Here is a 19,576-nt window from a genome sequence, read left to right on the forward strand (position 1 = left end):
CGCCTTTCCGGGGCGGCCCCGGGACCGTGGGATCACGGTTCCGGGGCCGTTTCCTTTGGTGGGCGGCGGCTGAAATCCAGCGTCAGCTGGTCCTTCAGATGCTTGGCACCGATCACCTTGAGGTGGGACCGCAGTCTGGCGGACACCGTCAAAGGGGCTGGCAGCCGGGGGACGGCGGACAGGTCCAGCACCGTGGTTCCGGAGCTCTCTCTGAGGCTGAGTCTCCGCAGAGCCGGGAAGGTGCGGAAGAGTCTCGCGTCCAGCACGCCCTCCAGAAGCGTCAGACCCAGAGTGTGTACTCCTCGCAGCGGCTCGACGTCGTCAAGGTCCTCCACAGTGTTTGGTGAGAGGCTCAGTGTGTGCAGGTGCGGCAGGCCGGCCAGTGCGCGGAGCTCGGCGGGAGAGGCCAGCGTGCCGTGTACATGAAGCGTCTCAAGGCTCGCCCAGGAGTCGATGTCGTTCAGTCTCACCGGGTCACGCCAGTGGCGCACTTGCAGTTCCGTGACGCGCGGGTGCGGCGGGGGAATCCTTCCGGCGCTGTCCGGCGGCAGGCCGTCAAACCACAAGGTGGTGAGGTCTGGGACATCCGGGAGCCCGGCCAGAGCGGCATACGACAGGCGCGTCTCCGTGAGCCTCAGTGTGCGAAGTGCCGATCCCCTCAGGCCACTGAGATCGCGTACCCGTGAGCAGTACATGAGCGACAGCGACCTGAGCGTGGCATGGCCGCGAAGAAAGTCCACGTTCTCCAGTGCGTGGTTCTGCCATAGCTCCAAGGCGTCCACGGTGCGGTCGCGCAAGGCACGGCCGAGGGCCTGCGCGTCGGTGTGTTCCCCATGCAGGACGAGGCGGCCGGTGTCGCCCAGGCGTGGGGCGAGGGCAAGTTCCTCAGCGGTGTTCACGTGGACCGCGACGTCATCCAGCCGCATCCCGACCAACACCTCCTCCACGTATCTCCGCCGGTCCATGGCGTGCCAGGCCGCTGCTACCCCCTCCCGTACTTTCCGGCTCTCGTGAAGCCTGTAGAGCTGCAACAGGGGTATGGCCCACGTGCCCAGTGAGCGGAGTACGGACACCACCATCAGTGCGACCTCGACCGAGGACAGGTCGTCGGGGCGGGGAAGGACCGGCAGTACGTCCGGCCCGAGTGAGGCCAGGAGCTCCACCTTTCCTGCGCTGGCGGGCGGCCCGAGCGCCTTCACCCCGCCCCACACCGTCTCGTACTGGTCGTCGTCCAGATACGGTGCGGCGGTCGCGCAGGCCGCTGCCAGAGCCCGCAGGTGCCATTGCTCCGCCCGCTCGGGCGCGGTGTCGCCGGCCGTGATCAGCCTCGCGATGACCCGCCGGACTTCCTTTCGCCCGCAGTGGCCGATCGCCAGCAGGATGACGTCCTGCCACTGTTCGTCCACCGTGTGACCCAGCAATTCGTCCAGGCTGTCGCTTTCCTGGAACTCCTTGGCTGCGAGATAGTCCTGGAAAGTGCGGTGGATGAACTGGATCGAATCGGCGGCTCGTTCCTGGAGTAATCCGCTGCGATTGAGCAGGTGCGTCAGTACCTGGTCCGGCGTTCCCTGATCCCGGACCTTGCGCAGGCCCGCCATTCCGGTCTTCAGCTGCCGGGTGGCCTGCTTCTGGGAGAGTTCGGCGCGGCCGTTCCGCACCAGCCAGACCGCGATGCGCTGCAGCAGCTGGCGGCTGTCGTCGATCGTCAGGGCGATGCCCTCGGGTGTGCCGACGCGGCGGTAGGCGTCACGGTTGCCGAGCAGCATCGACAGTGCGGCTTCGTACAGGTGCCAGCGGGTGCTGGGCAGCAGGCCGCTGCGACGGCGGTGCAGGGCGCAGATCACCGCACACAGCAGTGGCGTGCGGGCCAGGTCGCGCAGGGTGCTGTTGAGCTGGAACTCCTGGGAGAGGTCCCGTTCGAGGGTGGCGAGCCGCGCACGCTCCTGGTCCGCTCGTGGCGTGCCCCCGAAGCTGTCGCACTCCAGGCGCGCGGCCCTGTGCCAGGCGGCGACGAACGCCTGGATGTCGTCGTCGCTCATGGGCAGGAGCTGGAGTTCCTCGAAGCCCTCGGACTCCAGCCAGGCGTCCTCGACCGCAAGCGGGCGCACGGTGACCAGGCAGCGGGTGTCCGGGTACATCCGCAGCAGGCCGGTGAGCCATCTGCGGGCGGGGGCGCGCTCGGCCTGGGGAAGCTCGTCCAGACCGTCGACGAGCAGCAGGGCCCGGCCCGCTTCCAGGACGCGCCCTGCCCAGCCGTCAGGCGAGGTGTCCACCTGGAGCGGCGCGATGACGGGCAGCTGGGCCGGGGTGGGGGCGGTGAGGCCCCGGGCGGCAAGGCTGCGCATGGGGATCACGAAGGGAACCAGCCCGTTGAGCGTGGACAACTCTTCCGGCAGGGTCCGGTGCGCGGCGTGCGACGCCAGCCACCACACCAGGGTCGTCTTGCCCGCCCCAGCCTCGCCGCGCAGCACGGTGCGGGGGCGTGGGCCGAGGAGGTCCTCGATGCGCCGGGGCTCCGGGCGCGGTCGGCCGTCGGTGTCCCCGGCAACCGGGGCCATCGCTTCAAGGCTCAGGTAGGCGGTGTCCAGGTCCCAGCTGTTGTCGTTGGCGCCCAGGTCGTCGAGGCCGAAGACCTCCATGCGGCTGTAGGCGGCTTTGAGCGCCCTCGCATATCGCGCCTCGTAGGCGAGGTCCTCCGGATGAGGGGTGTGGAGTTCCTCCAGGGGCGGGGCCTGCGGCCACTGGCTCCTCAGCACGGCCGTGAAGCCCCTGTCTGCGAACAGCGAGGCGAGCGGTATCGCCGCCAGTGCCGAGTGCTGCCACCCGGCCTGGTCCTCGCAGACGATCCCGACGAGCAGCGGCCCGGCGAAGAGCGGACCGCCGGACAGGCCCGACCAGGGCGAGCCGCCCGGCATGGGGGCCGGTGGATGGTGGTCGCTCTGGAGCACGTACCGCCGGCGTACGCGTCCGGAGAAGGGGGTGAGGGTGCCGGTGATCTGCACGGCCTCCAGTTCGTCGCCCTCGTAGCGCTGTACCCAGGGAAAGCCCAGCACCTGGCATCCCCGCACCGGCTCGCGCGTGGTGACGACGCCCAGGCGCAGCCCCGAGGCGTCGGCAACGTCGACGACAGGTCGTTGGGTGCCCAGCAAAGCGGCGTCACAGCCGTCGAGATTCCCCCGCCACAAGACGTCGCAGACCGTTGGCGCAAGATCGCCGGGGACTCCGACCCACGTCGGGTGCCCAACCTCGACGACGTGCGCACTCGTGAGGATCAGGCGCTCGGTGAGCAGTACCCCGCTGCCCTGCTTGCTGCCGTGTACGGAGACGAGCCGGTCCTGCGCCGACCGCACCCGCACCCGCCCTCACTCCCCGGCGGAGCCGAACCCCGACAGCCCCGCCGGCCGGTCGTTGCCCACTTTCCAGCCGTCCCCCGTGCGCCGGTCCCTCGGCGTCAGGGTGAACGCCACCTTGTGGACGTTCGTGGAGCCCCGGGAGCCCTCCGCGCCCGCGTCGACGACCCAGGCCTTCACCCCGCCCCGGCCCTTCACGTCCCGGCGGATCTCCACCGAGAACTCCATCGCTATCTCGCCGACGTCGAAGACCAGGTCGCTTCCCGCCCCGTCCGCCGCCGCGCCCGTCAGGCCCTCGCGGACCGCCCGGACCGCGTCCGCCAGCTCGATGTCGTCGAGGCCCTTGCCCGACCCGCCGTCGCCCACCCCGGTACCCCCACTCTGTGTGTCGCCTCGTTGACGGGGAGCGTAGCGCCGGCCGCCCCCGCACGGGCTGGAAACGGGCGATCGGAGGGCCTTCGCCGTGACATGGCGCACAGGGTCCGGCCGGGTACTACGCACTTTAGTGAATTCCCGCTCCCCATTTCCCGCGGTCTTTTCGCAACTCCTTTTCCCCTCCCTACGGCGTGCCGTAGTAAAAGCCCCTCTTGGCAACCCCCGGAAGCGCTGGTTACCAAGGTAGGGCGATCCCGGTCCGCAGCCGGGACCGATTCATGCCTGGAGGTTTTTCTTTATGTCGAAGCGCACCGCCACCCGATATTCGAACAAGACCCTTTTCCGCCCCGCTGCCGTGGCCGCCGTCGTGGCCGCCGGTCTGGGGGCGACGGTCGCGCTCGGGTCCGGGGTCGCGCTCGCTGCCGACACCCCCTCGGCCGCGCTGAGCAAGCTCCCCGCCTACGCGTCCGTCGCGGCGCTCGGCGACGCGCTCAACGCGCAGGCCGACACCCAGCTCAAGGGCGCCGAGAAGGCGAAGCAGGCCGCCGAGCAGGCTAAGCGGGACGCCGCCAAGCGCGCCGAGGAGGCCCGCAAGCAGGCCGAGGCCGCGCGCAAGCGCGCCGACGCCTGGGTCCACCCCGTCGAGGGCTACTCGATCGGCCAGCCCTTCGGCAAGGCCGGCTCCATGTGGGCCCACAAGCACAGCGGCCAGGACCTGGTCGTGAACACCGGTACGGCCGTAAAGGCCACGCACGCCGGTACGGTCGTCAAGGCCGGCCCCAACGGTGGCGGCGACGGTCCCGCGTACGGCAACGCCATCGTGATCAAGCACTCGGACAACACGTACTCGCAGTACGCTCACCTCTCGAAGGTGAAGGTGTCGGTCGGCCAGCAGGTCGGTACCGGCCAGGAGATCGGTCTGTCGGGCTCCACCGGCAACTCCTCCGGTCCCCACCTGCACTTCGAGATCCGTACGACTCCGAACTACGGCACCGCCGTCGACCCGGTCGCCTTCATGGGCGCCCACGGCGGCCAGCTCTGAGGGCCTCATCACCGACGATGACCGATGACCCGGCGGCGCACCGGCTGGCGCTCATGCGCCGCCTGCGCCTCGCCAAAGACGCCATGGACCGCGACTGGGCCGAGCCTCTCGACCTGGACGCGGTCTCCGCGCATGCCGGGTACTCGCGGTTCCACTTCGTCCGGGCCTTCAAGGACGCGTACGGGCAGACTCCCGGCCAGTACCTGAGCCGGCGCCGCATCGAGCGCGCGCAGGAGCTGCTGCGCACCGCCAACCTCTCCGTCACCGAGATCTGCGCCCTCGTCGGCTTCAGCAGCCTCGGCACGTTCTCCACGAGATTCAAGAGGCAGACGGGGCTGACCCCCACCGAGTATCGGGCCCGGCACGCCCCGCGGGGCGCGGGGCACATCCCCGGGTGCTACGCCATGCTCTGGAACGGCGGGTTCCCGCTCAGGCGGGACGGCGGTCAGGGCCGGGACCGGGATCGCGATCAGGGCCGCGACCAGGACCGCAATTCTGGAGAAGCCGACTGACTCCGGCCGTGTCTACGGTGGTTGTGACGCCGGAACACCGAGGCGACACCACGCAACCCCGGAGCGCGCATCATGATCAAGGGCATCGCCATCACCACCGTCTGGGTCCTCGACCAGGACCGGGCCAGGGATTTCTACACCGAGAAGCTCGGCCTTGAGGTCCGCACCGACATGACCATGGGCGGCGACAAGGGCATGCGCTGGCTCACCGTCGGCGCGAAGGACCAGCCCGACGTCGAGATGACACTGATGGTCCCCGGTCCGCCCGGCCTGGACCCCGAGTCCGCCGAGGCCATGCGGACGCTGGTCTCCAAGGGCGTCCTGGGTGTCGCCGTGCTCGCCACCGACGACATCCACCGCGACTACGAGCTGCTCAAGGCCAAGGGCGTCGAGTTCCTCATGGAGCCCCAGGAGCGTCCGTACGGAACGGAGGCGATCCTCCGTGACGACTCGGGCAACTGGTTCTCGCTCACCCAGCGCAGCGAGCAGATCGACCTGAGCAAGGACTGGGGCGAGTGCGTCGACCCCATGTGACCGTCGGCCCCTTGCGACGGGGCGCGCACGCCGCCCCGCCCGCTACACGCTGATGATCGGGAAGCTGCCCGTGCTCGTCGGCGACGACTCCGGCAGCCACAGCACGGCGATCGCCCCGCTGCCGCCCTCCACCTCGGGGTCCGCGTTGCGGAAGGTCAGCCGGGCGCCGAGCACCCTGGCCTGGCCCGCGGCGATGGTCAGGCCCAGGCCGTGGCCCTTGCCGGCGCGGTCCTCGCTGCCCGTACGGAAGCGGCTCGGGCCCTCCCGGAGCAGTTCCTCCGGGAAGCCCGGGCCGTGGTCGCGCACCCGCAGCACCCGGCCCTCGACGGTGACCTCCACCGGGCCCTTGCCGTGTTTGGCGGCGTTGGCCAGCAGGTTGCCCAGGATCCGTTCCAGGCGGCGCGGATCGGTGGACACATAGGCGTCGCGGACGGTCTTCACGTGGGCTTCGGGCGAGACCGAGCGCACCCGGCGCCGCACGAACTCGCCGAGCTCGATGTCCTGCATCTCCGCCCGCTCGGCGAAGCCGTCGAGGCGGGCGACCTCCAGCACGTCCTCGACGAGCGTGCGCATGGCCTGCGCCCGGTCGCGCACCAGCTCGGTGGGGCGGCCCGGGGGCAGCAGCTCGGCCGCCGTGAGCAGGCCGGTGACGGGGGTGCGCAGCTCGTGCGCGATGTCGGCGGTGACGCGCCGCTCGGCCTCCAGGCGGTCCCGCAGGGCCTCGGCCATGCCGTCCACGGCCCGGGCGAGGTCGTCCGTCTCGTCGCGCACCCGGCCGCCGATGGCGTCGCGCACCCGGACGTCGGGGTCGCCGTCGGCGAGCTTGCGGGCGGCCGTGGCCGCCTTGCGCAGCCGCCGGGAGAGCTGGCCGCCGACGAGGATGCCGAGGGCGCAGCCGCCGAGGACGACGGAGACCGAGCCGATGATCAGGGCGCGGTCGAGGTCCTTGAGGATGCTGTAGCGGTCCTTGAACCGGCTGTGGATGGACAGCACCTTGCCGTTGCGCAGCGGCGTGGACGCCCACACCTCGGGCGCGGCGTTGCCGTCGTCCTGGAGGTAGGTGGCGCGCAGGCCCACGTCCGCGGCCTCGCGCAGCGGCTTGGGCAGGTTGGGGTCGTCCACCTTGGCGCGGAGCATCAGCTTGCCGCCCGTGGACTCGTAGTAGCGCTGGGCGATCTGCACCCGGTCGTCCATCTGGTCCCGGCTGCTGTTGAGCATGGAGACCCGTGCGGCGTTGTGGACGACGAGGCTGAGCGCGACGGCCACGAGCGCGCCGACGCCCGCGATGGCCAGGCTGACCTTCCAGCGCAGACCACTGCGGAGCGCGAGCTTCACCACGAGGGGCCCGCGGGACGTGGGGACATGACCTCAGCCTCTGAGCTTGTAGCCGAAGCCACGGACGGTCTCGATCCGATCCTGGCCGATCTTGCCGCGCAGGCGCTGCACGTGGACGTCCACGACGCGCGTGTCGCCGCCCCAGCCGTAGTCCCAGACCCGCTCCAGCAGCCGGTCGCGTGAGAGCACCGTGCCGGGCGCCGCCGAGAACTCCAGCAGCAGTCGCATCTCGGTGGGGGTGAGGGCGACGGGGGTGCCGGCCTTGCGGACCTCCATGCCCTCGGTGTCGACCTCCAGGTCGCCGAAGCGCAGCGTGCCGCCCTCGATGGTCTCGGGCGTCCCGTCCGCGGCGCCGTTCGCCCCGCTGGCGTGGCCGAAGCGGCGCAGCACGGCCCGGATGCGGGCCACGAGCACGGCGCCGTCGAAGGGCTTGGTCACGTAGTCGTCGGCGCCGGCCTCCAGGCCGAGCACGACGTCGATGGAGTCTGCCCGTGCCGACAGCATGATGACGGGGACGGTGGACTCGTCGCGGATCCGGCGGCACAGGCTGACCCCGTCCAGGCCCGGGACCATCACGTCGAGCAGGGCGATGTCGGGACGCCGGGCGCGGAAGCTCTCCAGCCCCAGCAGCCCGTCCGGCACCGCCGTCACCATGAAGCCGTCCCGCTCCAGGGCGAGCTGGGTCGCCTCCCGGATGACGTCGTCGTCCTCGACGAAGAGCACATGCGTATCGGCCACGCCGCTCTCAGCCCTCCGTTCCTTCGCTCGGGACCTTTCCCGTGTTGCCGACCTTGCTGTAGTCGGTGTGCGTGCGTCCGGTCTCCTGGAACGCGCTGTCCGACCAGTGGTAGGTCAGGACATCCTGCCCCGAGGGGCAGCAGACCGCGTCACCGGGTCCGTAGACCTGCTTGGTGATCGTCAGATCCCGCCGGTCGATGTCGGCGTAGACCGGCGACTGCTCGGCAACGAACACATTCTCGTACGCGTCGCCCTTGGCACGGTACACATATGAGCCGATTCCGAAGGAGTCCGCGCACGTCAGCACGTTCACCACGACGTCGGGCCGGTCCTCGCCGGTCAGCTCGCCGTAGATGACGTCGACGGGGTACTCGTCCTTCACACAGGGCTTGAGGTTCTTCTTGACCTGGTCGCTGACCTTGGGGTCGGACTTGATCAGCTTGACGGCGTCGATCTTCTGCGCCGGGCTGGCCGCCGCGGAGGGCGCCCGGGACGCGGCCTTCGCCGCGGACTGGGTCTGGGCGGGCCCCTCCTTGCGCACGCCGTCGCTGCTCGTGCCGCAGCCGGCAAGCAGAAGACCGGCGGCCGCGGCCATCGCTGTGACCGCGCCACCGGTGATCAGTGACGGCTTTCCGAGCCGGGCCCCCTTGTTCAGGCCGCGCACCGTTCCTGCCCCCGCTCACGACGCTCAAGGGCATGGAAGTCCAGGTTCCGGCTCTCCAGCTCCTGACGCAGCCGGGCCAGGGCCCGGTGCAGCGTGCTCTTGACCGTGCCGGTCGACATGCCGAGCGCCTCCGCGGTCTCCTCGGTGCTCATCTGCTCCCAGTGTCGCAGCACGACGACGCTGCGCTGCTTCGGCGCGAGAACGCCGAGGATGTCCATCAGGAGGGCACGGTCGGCGTGCTGCTCGGTGCCGTCCTCGACGCTCGCGTCCGGGAGCTGCTCGGTGGGCACCTCGTCGAGCTTGCGGGCGCGCCACCACTCCGTACGAGTGTTGATCATGACACGTCGCAGGTAGGCGTCGGCCAGGGACTTGTCCGCTATGCCGTCCCACCGGCCGTACGTGCGGACGAGGGCGGTCTGGAGCAGGTCCTGAGCGTCGATGGGGTCCGGGACCAGTCGCCGGGCGCTGCGCAGGAGGGCGTCCTGCCGGTTGCGCACGTACTCTTCGAAGTCCAGAACCTTGCCGCTGCTGGCCATACTCGCAGCCTCCATTCCACTTGCGTTCCCCGCGCCACGCTGGTGGTCGTCCAGCACGGAAAGGACGCTACGGAGGAGCTGTTGCGACGTGGTGTGCAGCAGCCCTTCGGCTGGTGCACAGCTGTCCATAGGTTGTGTAACAGCCCGGAGGAAAGATCGGGAAAGAGGGGTCTCTGTCCGTTTCGGGGCCGTCGGACGGCCGTTACGGACCCGCGTGCGAGCCGCGTCGTACGCCCGTTCCAGCCGCCGCCAACAGCCCCGAAGATGACCGGAATCGATCGCTCACCCTAGGTGAGCGGCAGTCGGTACATCCCACCCGCGAGCGGTTCCACGAGACCGTCGGCCACCAGCCCGTCCAGGGCCCGCGCCCGCTGCACCGGCTCGTCCCAGACCGCGTCCAGCACCGACCGCGGCACCGGCGCGACCGCCTCCCGCAGCACCGCCAGCAACTTGCCGCGCACCTGGCGGTCCGTACCCGCGTACGTCTGCCCCCGGCGCGGCGGCCCGTCGTGGGCCGGCGAGCCGGCCGCCAGCCAGGCGCAGTGCGCCGCGATCGGACAGCGCGCGCACGACGGCGTACGGGCCGTGCAGACCAGCGCCCCCAGCTCCATGGTGGCCGCGGCCCAGCGGGCGGCCACGGCCTCCTCCTGCGGCAGCAGCGCGCGGGCGAGCTTGCGCTCGGCGGCCGTGGTGGCGTTCGGCGGGTACTGGATGCCGGTCATCGCGCGGGCGAAGACCCGGCGCACGTTGGTGTCGAGCACCGCGTGCCGCTGCCCGTACGCGAACGAGGCCACGGCCGCCGCCGTGTACTCGCCGACGCCCGGCAGCGCCAGCAGCTTGGCGTGGTCGTCGGGCACCTCGCCGCCGTGCCGCTCCGTTATCGCCGAGGCCGCCGCGTGCAGCCGCAGCGCCCGCCGCGGATAGCCGAGCCGGCCCCAGGCGCGGACCGCCTCGCCGGGCGGTTCGGCTGCCAGGTCGGCGGGGCGCGGCCACCGGGACAGCCACTGCTCGTACACCGGCAGCACCCGGCTGACGGGCGTCTGCTGGAGCATGAACTCGCTGACCATCACCCCCCACGGCCCGGCCTCCGGGCGGCGCCACGGCAGGTCGCGGGCGTGCACCTCGAACCAGTCGATGACCGGGGAGTGCAGCAGCGTGGACGTCTGCGGGGTGGGCGCCGGCGGGCCGGACGTGCGGGGGACGGACGTGTGCGGGGCGGACGTCGGGGACGCGGACGTCCGGGAGGTGCTGATCGCGGCCGCGGGCCGCGAGGAGCGGGCGGAGGGGACGGAGGGTGTCGGGGGCATCGCAGTCATGGCGTCATCGATCCTGGCACGCCCGCGGGGAACGGGGAAACGTACCGGGCACGGGCTGGGCCGCGCCCGCCCGTCCGCCACGGGTGCCCGCCCCGTTCGGGTGACGGTCCGCCCAACCGGCACGGCCGTCCGGCGGCCGCGGCGACCCTGGTCCGCATGGATACCGGCCGCGAAGTACCGCCCTTCGTCCGCTGCCGTGTGTGCGCCAACCCGCTGTGGTGGGACGTGACGCCCGTGCCGGGGCTCGCCGCGGGCTGGTACTGCTCCACGTGCCGGCACCCCCCGGAGCGGTGCCGCAACGCCGCCGCGGCACCGCCGGTCTGCCCGGAGGGATGTGCCAGCTCGATCGTGGAGACGGCGTCCGGGGGCGCCCGCAAGTTCATCTGCCACCGCGGCTGAGGGCCGGGGCGGGAAGGCGCCTGCGGCCGGCGGGCCGGCCGCGCCTACGCTGGCGGCATGACGCAGACCCTGCCGCCCGAGATCCGGGAGGCCCTCGACGCGCACACGACCGTGACCCTCGCCTACGCGGACGAGGGCGGCCCGCAGGCGTGCGCCGTGCTCTACGCCGTCGCCGAGGGCCCCGGTGCGCCTTCCGGTACATCTGCGGCCGGACCCGCCGCACTTGACGACGTGTCCGGCCGCCCCGGGCCGGTCCGCGCTCCCGTCCTGGTCTTCGTGACCTCCGCCGCCACCCGGCACGGCCGCGCCCTCCTGGCCGGGGACACGCGCGTCGCCTTCACCGCCCAGCGCGACGGGCAGGAGTGGACCGCGCTGACCGGCCTCCAGGGCCGGGGCGTGTGCCGCCTGCTGCGCGGTGCGGACCGTGCGGCCGCCTGGCGGGCCTACAGCGCGCGCTTCCCGTACGTGGAAGGGACCGAGCGCCTGCGACAGGCGATGGAGCGGGCCGAACTGTGGGAGCTGCACCCGGACTGGATCCGGCTGATCGACAACGCCAAGGGGTTCGGCCACAAGTCGGAGTGGGTGCGCACGGATCCGTGACGGCCGGCCCGCACCGCCCGCCGACGGCCCGTCAACAGACCCGGTCTCGCCTGGCTTCCGGTTGGATGATGGGAAAAGTAGCCACTCCTACGGCGGGTACTGGCTGGTGCCCCGGCCGATCTCTCGTAGAGTCTTCGCGTGGGTTCTCTGCGCAATCCGATCGGGCCGCTTCCCTCCTCCATTTACTGGCGGCGGAGGGCAGTTGCGCTTGGCCTGCTCGGCATCCTCGTCCTGCTGGCCGTCTGGTTCCTCACGATGGGGGGTGACGGCGGCTCCAAGGGTGCCCAGAGCGACGGTTCGAACGGCCAGGGCCCATCGGACGCCACGATCACACCTGGTCCGACGCCGTCCGGCCCGCTCATCAGCCAACGGCCGGGCGGGCGGGGCGATTCGGGCGGTGGCGGCACCGACGACCGCAACGGCGGCGGCAGCGGAAGCGGCGGTTCCGCCGGTACGGGCGGAGCCGGTGGGGGCGGTGGCGCGGGCGGAGCCGGCGGTCCGGCCGCCGGCGGCTTCGGCGGGGGACCCGGACTCCAGGTGGCCGGCGAGGGCAAGGCCGTGGCGACCGGTTCGCCCCTGCCCGACTGTGTGCCCGGAGCTGTGCGGCTGAGCCTGCGCAGCGTCAAGGACTCCTACCGGGCCGACGAGAAGCCCAGGTTCGAGCTCGTCGTGAAGAACACCGGAGGCGGTGCCTGCAAGGTGAACTTCGGCGCGACCGCCGCCCTGCTGAAGATCACCGACAGCAAGGGCGAGGAGCACGTCTGGGCGTCCGACGACTGCCCGCGCGGCAACGGCGCCGTGCTCTTCGAGGTGCCGGGCGCCGGCGAGACCAAGCGCACGCTGGAGTGGGACCGCAGGCGCAGCGCCCCGCGCTGTGCGACGCCGACCGGCGCGGCCGCGGCCGCCGCCCCCGGAACGTACCGCGTCGAGATCAAGGTCGCGGGCGTGACCGAACGGGTGGAGTTCACCCTCGAGAAGGCCTGAGCGGGACCAGGGCCGCCGGGCCCGGCCGGGCCGGCGTACGTGACAAGGGTGAGGGCCCCGCGGAAGCGGGGCCCTCACCCTTATGTGCACACATGGACCGTATGGACACGTATGCGCATGATGTGTTGAGGGGAAACGTGACGGCGTGCAGGAACGCCACGGACGCGTACGGACGTTAGACGTACCGCTCCAGGATCGAGGATTCCGCCAGCCGCGAGAGGCCCTCGCGGACGGAACGGGCACGGGCCTCGCCGACGCCGTCGACCGTCTGGAGGTCGTCCACGCTCGCCGCGAGCAGCTTCTGCAGGCCCCCGAAGTGGTCGACGAGCCGCTCGATGATGGCGCCGGGCAGCCGCGGCACCTTCGCCAGCAGGCGGTAGCCGCGCGGGGAGACCGCCGAGTCCAGGGTCTCCGGCGAGCCGCTGTAGCCCAGGGCCCGTGCCACGATGGGCAGTTCGAGGAGCTCGGCGTGCGTGAGGGAGTCCAGCTCGGAGAGCGCCTCCGGGACCGTACGCGTGCGCTTGGCGGTGGGCTCGGGGACGTAGTCCCGCACGACCAGCTCGCGTTCCGGCTCGACGCCGGCGATCAGCTCGTCGAGCTGGAGGGAGAGCAGCCGGCCGTCGGTGCCCAGCTCGACGACGTACTCCGCGATCTCCGTGGCGATGCGGCGCACCATCTCCAGCCGCTGCGAGACGGCCGTGACGTCCCGGACGGTGACCAGGTCCTCGATCTCCAGGGCGGAGAGCGTGCCCGCGACCTCGTCGAGGCGGAGCTTGTAGCGCTCCAGCGTGGCCAGCGCCTGGTTGGCGCGGGAGAGGATCGCGCCCGACTCCTCCAGGACGCGGCGCTCCCCGCCCACGTACAGGGCGATCAGGCGCATCGACTGGCTGACGGAGACGACGGGGAAGCCGGACTGGATCGACGCGCGCTGCGCCGTGCGGTGCCGGGTGCCGGTCTCCTCGGTGGGGATCGACGCGTCCGGGTAGAGCTGGACGCCCGCCCGCACGATCTTGGAGATGTCCTTGTCGATGATCAGGGCGCCGTCGAGCTTGCACAGCTCGCGCAGGCGGGTGGCGGTGAACTCGACGTCGAGGACGAATCCGCCCGTGCACATCTGCTCGACGGTCTTGTCCATGCCGAGGACGATGAGTCCGCCGGTGTTGCCGCGGAGGACTCGCTCCAGGCCGTCGCGCAAGGCCGTGCCGGGCGCGACGGCGCTCAGCGAAGCGCGCATCAGCCCGTCGACGCCGGAGCCCCCGGAGCCGCTTCCGGCCCTGCCGGGGCCCGATGCCCGGTCGTTGGCTGCCACTGCACTCCTCCGGTCGCAAGGTCAACGGTGCGGCGGGCCGCCCGAATGTCGTCCACGCCGCCACGTCGCCGCGCACGCCGTGTGCGTCGTGTGCGACTCCGTGTACGTCTGCGGACGACTCTGTGTACGACGTCGTGTCCGTACGGGCGGGACCAGGGCAAAGTCTACTGGCGCCCAGCCTATTAAAGAGGGCTGTCGTTCGGCCGGTCCTTCGGGGCGGCCTCACGGCGGGGCCGCCGGGGCAGCACCCGCAGTGCCTCGCCTATGTCCGCGACCTCCACGACCCGCATCCCGTCGGGCACCTTGCCCGGGTCGCCGGGCACCAGGGCGTGGGTGAAGCCCAGCCGGGCCGCCTCGGCCAGCCGCCGCTGCACGCCCGTGACCCGCCGCACCTCGCCGGCCAGGCCGACCTCGCCGATGGCCACCAGGTTCTTCGGCAGGGGGGTGTCGCTGGCGGCGCTGGCCAGGGCGAGCGCGACGGCCAGGTCGGCCGCCGGCTCGGACAGCTTCACGCCGCCGACCGTGGCGCTGTAGATGTCGCGCTTGCCCAGGGCGCTGATCCGGCCGCGCTGCTCCAGGACCGCGAGCATCATCGACACCCGGGAGGTCTCCAGACCGGAGGTGGTGCGGCGGGGGGAGGGGATCTGGGAGTCGACGGTCAGCGCCTGCACCTCGGCCACCAGCGGCCGGCGGCCCTCCAGGGTGACCGTGAGGCACGTGCCGGGCACGGGCTCGGCGCGCCGGGTCAGGAACAGGCCGCTGGGGTCCGCCAGGCCCGTGATGCCCTCGTCGTGCAACTCGAAGCAGCCCACCTCGTCCGTCGCCCCGTAGCGGTTCTTCACGCCGCGCACCAGGCGGAGCCGGGCGTGCCGGTCGCCCTCGAAGGACAGCACGACGTCGACCAGGTGCTCCAGTAGACGGGGACCCGCGATCGCGCCGTCCTTGGTGACGTGACCGACCAGCAGCGTGGACATGCCGCGCTCCTTGGAGGCGCGGATCAGGGCGCCCGCGACCTCGCGGACCTGCGCCATGCCGCCGGGGGCGCCGTCGATCTCCGGGGAGGCCACGGTCTGGACGGAGTCGAGGACCAGCAGGGAGGGCTTCACCGAGTCGAGATGGCCGAGAACCGCCGACAGATCGGTCTCCGCGGCCAGATACAGATGGTCGGAGAGGGCGCCGATGCGGTCGGCGCGCAGCCGGACCTGGCTCGCCGACTCCTCACCCGTCACGTACAGCGTGCGGTGCTCGTCGCTGGCCGCCCTGGCCGCCACGTCCAGCAGCAGCGTCGACTTGCCGACGCCGGGCTCGCCCGCGAGCAGCACCACCGCGCCGGGCACCAGACCGCCGCCCAGCACGCGGTCCAGCTCGGGCACGCCCGTGCCGCGCGCGGTGGCCCGGCGGCCGTCGACCTGGGCGATGGGCAGCGCCGCGGACGTGACCCTGCCGGGCGCGGTCGTACGGACGGCGGGGGCGCCGAACTCCTCGACCGTGCCCCATGCCTGGCACTCCGGGCAGCGGCCGAGCCACTTGGCAGTGGTCCAGCCGCACTCGGTGCAGCGGTAGGAGGGCCGGTCCTTGGCGGACGAGCGGGAGGTACGGGCAGCCATGCGCATCACCGTAGCGGTGGCCACTGACAGGGCCGGGGGCGCGGTGGGGCGCCGGCCCGCCCGCCGTCGTCCACCAGTGCGTGATCCCCGCCCCGACTGGGTGGAATTCGAGCCTCCTGTCCCCCTTCGAGCGAGAGAGTCACCCGTATGGGTTAAACCTGCGTGGGCAGGGCGGACGAGGGCGCAGCGTCCGCCTACCGTCGCCGGGATGATGACGCGCAGGCCCGAGCCCCCCACGCATGCCACCGGCGCGCACCGCGCACCCAGCCGTGCGCCGCGCGCGGTCCAGCCCCCGGTCGTCCAGCACGTCGAACACCCCGAGCACGTCGAACACGCCGACACCACCGCGAGCGTCCAGAGCGCCGAGCCCGGTGAGCCCGCCGGGGACACGGTCGCCTCGCACCCCGTCCCGAACGACCCCCTCGATGACACCCTCGTCGAGGGCCTCGCCCGGGACGCCCCACAGCCGCACGGCTCGCGCGCGACGCCCCCGGCCGCCGACAGCGCGCCGTCCCCCTACGAGCCGTGGCTGGACGGCCTGTTCACCTACTGCCTGTCCGTCCTGCGCGAGCACGAGAGCGCCGTCGCCGCGCTCGGCGGGGTGCTCGCCCTCGCCGAGCGCCGCGCCGACCGCGCGCCCGCCGCCGAGGAGGCGCACCGCGTCTGGCTGTACGCCCTGGCCCGCTGGGAGTGCCTGCGCAGGCTCGCCGAGCCCGGCCCCCGCCCGGCCCCCGGCGCGGCCGGGGACGCCCGGGCCCGCGCGGAGCTGGCCCTGCTGGCCTGGCCCGAGGCCGCCGGCACCACCGCCGAGCAGCGCGAGGCGCTCGAACTGGCCGTCCGGCACGGGCTCGCACCGCACGAGGTCGCCGCCGTGCTCCGGCTCGACCACAACGCCGCCCGCACCCTGCTGTCCACCGCCGCCTGCGAGGTCGAGCGCACCCGCACCGCCCTGGCCGTGGTGGAGTCCGGCCGGTGTCCGGTCGTCGCGCGGTTCACGGGGGAGACGGAGGTGCTGCTGGGCGCGGCCCTCAGACGGGAGCTCGTGCGGCACGTGGACGAGTGCGCCGACTGCCGCCGCACCGCCGAGCGGGCCAACGCCGGCGAGCCCTGGCCCGGCACCGCCGCTTCCTCGGCCCCGCTGCCCGTCCTTGAGGCGCCCCGGCCCGGCGTGCGCGCCGCGCTGCACCGGGCGCTGGGCGCGCGCCCCCAGCGCCGCCGCCAGGCCGCCCGCGCCATGCCCCGCTTCGACCGCGGCGGCTTCCCCCTCGCGCCCAAGGACCGCGCCGCCCGCCGCGGCCGCCTGCGCAGCAGGGCCGTCACGACCACCGTCGTCGCCACCGTCATCGCCGCGCCCGTCCTGGCCCTGTGGGCCGCCTACCGCGGCGGCCCGTCCGGTGACGAGCAGGGCGCGGCCCCGGTGTCCGCCACGGAGACCGACAGCCTGGGCGGCAGCCCCCACGAGGGCGCGTACGACGGCTCCTACGGCGGTCCGTACGACGGCACCTACGGCGGCGGCCCGTTCGATGACGGGCACGGGGGAGCGGGCCGTGCCCGGGGTGCCGGCGCGTCGGCCTCGGTGGGCCACCGTTTCCCCGACGTGTCCGTCGCCGTGGTCGGCCCGGACGGCAAGCCGGTGTCCGGGCCGCCCGCGCCCGCCGCGACGCCGCCGGCCGCGGCCGTGGGCGCCCCCCTCGCCCCGGCCGCCCGGGGCCCCGTCCTCGGCCCGGGACGGCTGACGGTCGAGGCCCAGCCGAGCGGCACCGTCACCCTCGTCACCCTCACCGCCAGCGGTGGCGAACCGGTGAGCTGGTCGATGTCCGCGGACGCGCCCTGGCTGCGCCTCAGCCAGCCCGGCGGCGTCCTGCGCCCCGGTCAGTCGGTGACGATCACGGTCGAGGTGGACCACGCCCGGGAGCCGGCGGGGCCGTGGCGGGCCCGGGTGGCCGTCGCGCCGGGCGGCGCGGCGGTGACGATCGAGGGGTGTGGCGCGCCCCCCGAACCGACGCCGACCGTGCCCGCGCACCCGTCCGCGCCGCCGCCCGCCACCTCCCCGGCGCCGGTCCCGGCCCCTGAGCAGACGCACCGGCCGTGACGGCCCGGCCCGAGCGCGCCGGTGCGGGCCGGTCAGAGCCGCGCCGGCCGGAGCGCCGTAGGCTCCGCAGCGCGCCGGCGCGGGGACCGGTGCGGGGGTCGTGCGGTCAGCGCGCGTCCGCCGGGTGCGGGGCCATCGGCAGCAGGGAGGCCATGCGCTCCTCGCAGAGCTCGACCAGCCGCGCGTACCCCTTCTTCCCCATCAGCTCGGTCAGCTCCGCCCGGTACGACACGTACACCGGCTCGCCGGCGCCGTGCGCGGACCGCGCGGACGTGCACCACCAGTGCAGGTCGTGGCCGCCCGAGCCCCAGCCCCGGCGGTCGTACTCCCCGATGCTGATCTGGAGCACCTGGGTGTCGTCGGGCCGGTCGATCCAGTCGTACGTGCGCCGCACCGGCAGCTGCCAGCACACGTCCGGCTTGGTCTCCAGCGGCTCGCGGCCCTCCTTGAGCGCCAGGATGTGCAGGGAGCACCCGGCGCCGCCGGCGAAGCCCGGCCGGTTCTGGAAGATGCACGAGCCCTGCCAGCGCCGGGTCTGCCGGTCGCCGTCCTCGTCGGCCTGGGTCCAGCCGGTGCGCGTGCCTTCCTCGTGGAACTGCCAGATGTCGGGCGTGAGACGCGCCACGTGCGTGGCGACGCGCTTCTCGTCGTCCTCGTCGGAGAAGTGGGCGCCCAGCGTGCAGCAGCCGTCGTCGGCGCGGCCGGCCTGGATGCCCTGGCAGCCGCTGCCGAAGACGCAGGTCCAGCGGGACGTCAGCCAGGTCAGGTCGCAGCGGAAGACCTGCTCGTCGTCGGCGGGGTCGGGGAACTCCACCCAGGCCCGGGCGAAGTCCAGCCCGACCTCGTCGGGGACGGCGCCGCCGGCGCCCTTCGGGAAACCCTTGCCCGGCTTGCTGGCCTTGTCCGCCTTCGCGGGCTTGCCGGAGCTCTTCCCGGAGCCGCGCTCCGGGTCCTTCGACTGCTTCTTCAGGGCGTCATCCTGGACTTTGTCCGGTTTCGCCTTCTTCGTCTTCGCCACCCCTCAAGCCTATGCGCCGAACGGCACGGCAGTAGCGTTCAGGCCATGAGACTCGGTGTCCTCGACGTGGGTTCGAATACGGTCCATCTGCTGGTGGTGGACGCACACCCCGGTGCCCGCCCCCTGCCGGCCCACTCCCACAAGGCCGAGCTGCGCCTGGCCGAACTGCTGGACGACGACGGCGCCATCAGCGACGCCGGCATAGACCGGCTCGTCGCCGTGATCGGCGACGCCCTCCAGGCGGCCGAGGACAAGGGTGTCGAGGAGGTCCTGCCCTTCGCCACCTCCGCCGTCCGCGAGGCCGCCAACGCCGACGCCGTCCTCACCCGCGTCCAGCGGGAAACCGGCGTCACCCTGCCCGTTCTCACCGGCGCCGAAGAGGCCCGGCTCACCTTCCTCGCCGCCCGCCGCTGGTTCGGCTGGTCGGCCGGAAAACTCCTTGTCCTCGACATCGGCGGCGGTTCGCTGGAAATCGCCTACGGGCTCGACGAGGAGCCCGACGCCGCCGCGTCCCTCCCCCTCGGCGCCGGCCGCCTCACCGCCTCCTGGCTCCCCGGCGACCCGCCCGCCCCCGCGGACGTACGGGCCCTGCGCCGCCACGTCCGCGCGGAGATCGCCCGCACCGTGGGCGACTTCGCCCGCCTGGGCACCCCCGACCACACCGTGGCCACCTCCAAGACGTTCAAGCAGCTCGCCCGCATCGCCGGCGCCGCCCGCTCCGGCGAGGGCCTCTACGTTCAGCGCAACCTCTCCCGCAAGGCCCTGGAGGAGTGGGTGCCCAAGCTCTCCGCCATGACCTCCGACCGGCGAGCGTCCCTGCCCGGCGTGTCCGCCGGACGGGCGGCGCAGCTGCTGGCCGGCGCGCTGGTCGCGGAGGCGGCGATGGACCTGTTCGGGGTGGAGGAGCTGGAGATCTGCCCCTGGGCGCTGCGCGAGGGCGTCATCCTGCGGCGGCTGGACCACCTGCCCGCGACGTGACGGGACCTCACGGCCCGGGCGGCGGTGACGAAGCTCACGGCACCCCGGCGCACGCCACGCGCACCCGCGCGCGTACCGCCGGAAACGCCGCACGGGCCGGGTCCCGGCCGCCTGACGAGGGCCGGGACCCGGTACCCGCCCCCGTCCGCCGTGTGCGAGACCACCTGCCCGCCGCCGGAGGGGCGGG

18 protein-coding genes are annotated in these 19,576 nt (G+C 73.0%); 8 read left to right on the forward strand and 10 right to left on the reverse strand.

Features of this window, described 5'->3' with window-relative positions; genetic code table 11:
- Positions 1 to 32: 32 nt before the first annotated feature.
- Both CYQ11_RS16900 and CYQ11_RS16905 read right to left on the reverse strand, forming a co-directional pair.
- Positions 33 to 3,356 carry an NACHT domain-containing protein gene (locus CYQ11_RS16900; protein ID WP_099198867.1) on the reverse strand — a complete coding sequence of 1,108 codons (3,324 nt, stop codon included), beginning with the start codon at positions 3,354 to 3,356 and terminating at the stop codon, positions 33 to 35.
- A gap of 6 nt (positions 3,357 to 3,362) precedes the next feature.
- Positions 3,363 to 3,716 (reverse strand): trypco2 family protein, encoded by a 354-nt coding sequence (locus CYQ11_RS16905; protein ID WP_099198868.1) that lies wholly within the window; start codon positions 3,714 to 3,716, stop codon positions 3,363 to 3,365.
- Between the two features lie 307 nt (positions 3,717 to 4,023).
- On the opposite strand from CYQ11_RS16905, the gene CYQ11_RS16910 reads away from it, so the two are divergent.
- From CYQ11_RS16910 to CYQ11_RS16920, 3 genes are all read left to right on the forward strand, one after another.
- Positions 4,024 to 4,767 carry a M23 family metallopeptidase gene (locus tag CYQ11_RS16910; protein ID WP_099198869.1) on the forward strand — a complete coding sequence of 248 codons (744 nt, stop codon included), beginning with the start codon at positions 4,024 to 4,026 and terminating at the stop codon, positions 4,765 to 4,767.
- Between the two features lie 53 nt (positions 4,768 to 4,820).
- Positions 4,821 to 5,279 carry a helix-turn-helix transcriptional regulator gene (locus CYQ11_RS16915; RefSeq protein WP_099198870.1) on the forward strand — a complete coding sequence of 153 codons (459 nt, stop codon included), beginning with the start codon at positions 4,821 to 4,823 and terminating at the stop codon, positions 5,277 to 5,279.
- 72 nt (positions 5,280 to 5,351) lie between these two features.
- On the forward strand, positions 5,352 to 5,813 hold the full coding sequence (locus CYQ11_RS16920) for a VOC family protein (RefSeq protein WP_099197760.1): 462 nt from the start codon (positions 5,352 to 5,354) through the stop codon (positions 5,811 to 5,813).
- 42 nt (positions 5,814 to 5,855) lie between these two features.
- Here the strand turns inward: CYQ11_RS16920 and cseC are convergent, their stop codons facing one another.
- The 5 genes from cseC to CYQ11_RS16945 form a co-directional block, all read right to left on the reverse strand.
- Positions 5,856 to 7,151: a two-component system sensor histidine kinase CseC gene (gene cseC / locus CYQ11_RS16925; RefSeq protein WP_099197759.1), complete on the reverse strand. Its 1,296-nt coding sequence runs from the start codon at positions 7,149 to 7,151 to the stop codon at positions 5,856 to 5,858.
- A gap of 30 nt (positions 7,152 to 7,181) precedes the next feature.
- On the reverse strand, positions 7,182 to 7,886 hold the full coding sequence (gene cseB / locus CYQ11_RS16930) for a two-component system response regulator CseB (RefSeq protein ID WP_099197758.1): 705 nt from the start codon (positions 7,884 to 7,886) through the stop codon (positions 7,182 to 7,184).
- Positions 7,887 to 7,893: 7 nt separating this feature from the next.
- Positions 7,894 to 8,550: a hypothetical protein gene (locus CYQ11_RS16935; protein WP_099197531.1), complete on the reverse strand. Its 657-nt coding sequence runs from the start codon at positions 8,548 to 8,550 to the stop codon at positions 7,894 to 7,896.
- The gene (locus CYQ11_RS16940) at positions 8,538 to 9,086 is read right to left on the reverse strand and encodes a SigE family RNA polymerase sigma factor (protein ID WP_099197532.1); all 549 of its coding nucleotides are present in this window, start codon (positions 9,084 to 9,086) and stop codon (positions 8,538 to 8,540) included. The genes CYQ11_RS16935 and CYQ11_RS16940 overlap by 13 nt, the downstream gene beginning before the upstream one ends.
- A 287-nt stretch (positions 9,087 to 9,373) precedes the next feature.
- Positions 9,374 to 10,402 carry an iron-sulfur binding domain-containing protein gene (locus CYQ11_RS16945; RefSeq protein ID WP_099197757.1) on the reverse strand — a complete coding sequence of 343 codons (1,029 nt, stop codon included), beginning with the start codon at positions 10,400 to 10,402 and terminating at the stop codon, positions 9,374 to 9,376.
- A gap of 156 nt (positions 10,403 to 10,558) precedes the next feature.
- On the opposite strand from CYQ11_RS16945, the gene CYQ11_RS16950 reads away from it, so the two are divergent.
- The 3 genes from CYQ11_RS16950 to CYQ11_RS29585 all read left to right on the forward strand — a co-directional run bounded on the left by CYQ11_RS16950 (position 10,559) and on the right by CYQ11_RS29585 (position 12,385).
- Complete coding sequence (locus CYQ11_RS16950; protein WP_146104693.1) at positions 10,559 to 10,801, forward strand: hypothetical protein; 243 nt, start codon at positions 10,559 to 10,561, stop codon at positions 10,799 to 10,801.
- A gap of 57 nt (positions 10,802 to 10,858) precedes the next feature.
- Positions 10,859 to 11,401, forward strand: coding sequence for a pyridoxamine 5'-phosphate oxidase (locus CYQ11_RS16955; RefSeq protein ID WP_099197756.1), 543 nt, complete (start codon positions 10,859 to 10,861; stop codon positions 11,399 to 11,401).
- Between the two features lie 138 nt (positions 11,402 to 11,539).
- On the forward strand, positions 11,540 to 12,385 hold the full coding sequence (locus CYQ11_RS29585) for a hypothetical protein (RefSeq protein WP_099197755.1): 846 nt from the start codon (positions 11,540 to 11,542) through the stop codon (positions 12,383 to 12,385).
- A 175-nt stretch (positions 12,386 to 12,560) separates the two neighbouring features.
- On the opposite strand, the gene disA is transcribed toward CYQ11_RS29585, so the two are convergent.
- Together disA and radA are read right to left on the reverse strand one after the other, a co-directional pair.
- Positions 12,561 to 13,694 (reverse strand): DNA integrity scanning diadenylate cyclase DisA, encoded by a 1,134-nt coding sequence (gene disA, locus CYQ11_RS16965; RefSeq protein WP_099197754.1) that lies wholly within the window; start codon positions 13,692 to 13,694, stop codon positions 12,561 to 12,563.
- A 182-nt stretch (positions 13,695 to 13,876) separates the two neighbouring features.
- Positions 13,877 to 15,301, reverse strand: coding sequence for a DNA repair protein RadA (gene radA / locus CYQ11_RS16970; protein WP_099197753.1), 1,425 nt, complete (start codon positions 15,299 to 15,301; stop codon positions 13,877 to 13,879).
- Positions 15,302 to 15,509: 208 nt separating this feature from the next.
- Between radA and CYQ11_RS16980 the strand changes: the two genes are divergently transcribed.
- Entirely contained in the window at positions 15,510 to 17,393 is a 1,884-nt protein-coding gene (locus CYQ11_RS16980) for a BACON domain-containing protein (protein ID WP_146104696.1), read from the forward strand.
- Between the two features lie 106 nt (positions 17,394 to 17,499).
- On the opposite strand, the gene CYQ11_RS16985 is transcribed toward CYQ11_RS16980, so the two are convergent.
- A complete protein-coding gene (locus CYQ11_RS16985; protein ID WP_099197750.1) occupies positions 17,500 to 18,411 on the reverse strand; it encodes a DUF3109 family protein in 912 nt (303 codons plus the stop codon).
- Between the two features lie 45 nt (positions 18,412 to 18,456).
- Here CYQ11_RS16985 and CYQ11_RS16990 point away from each other — a divergent pair, with 45 nt between their 5' ends.
- Entirely contained in the window at positions 18,457 to 19,389 is a 933-nt protein-coding gene (locus CYQ11_RS16990; RefSeq protein WP_099197749.1) for a Ppx/GppA family phosphatase, read from the forward strand.
- The last annotated feature ends 187 nt before the right edge of the window (positions 19,390 to 19,576 follow it).

The organism is Streptomyces cinnamoneus, assembly GCF_002939475.1.
Classification (GTDB): domain Bacteria; phylum Actinomycetota; class Actinomycetes; order Streptomycetales; family Streptomycetaceae; genus Streptomyces; species Streptomyces cinnamoneus_A.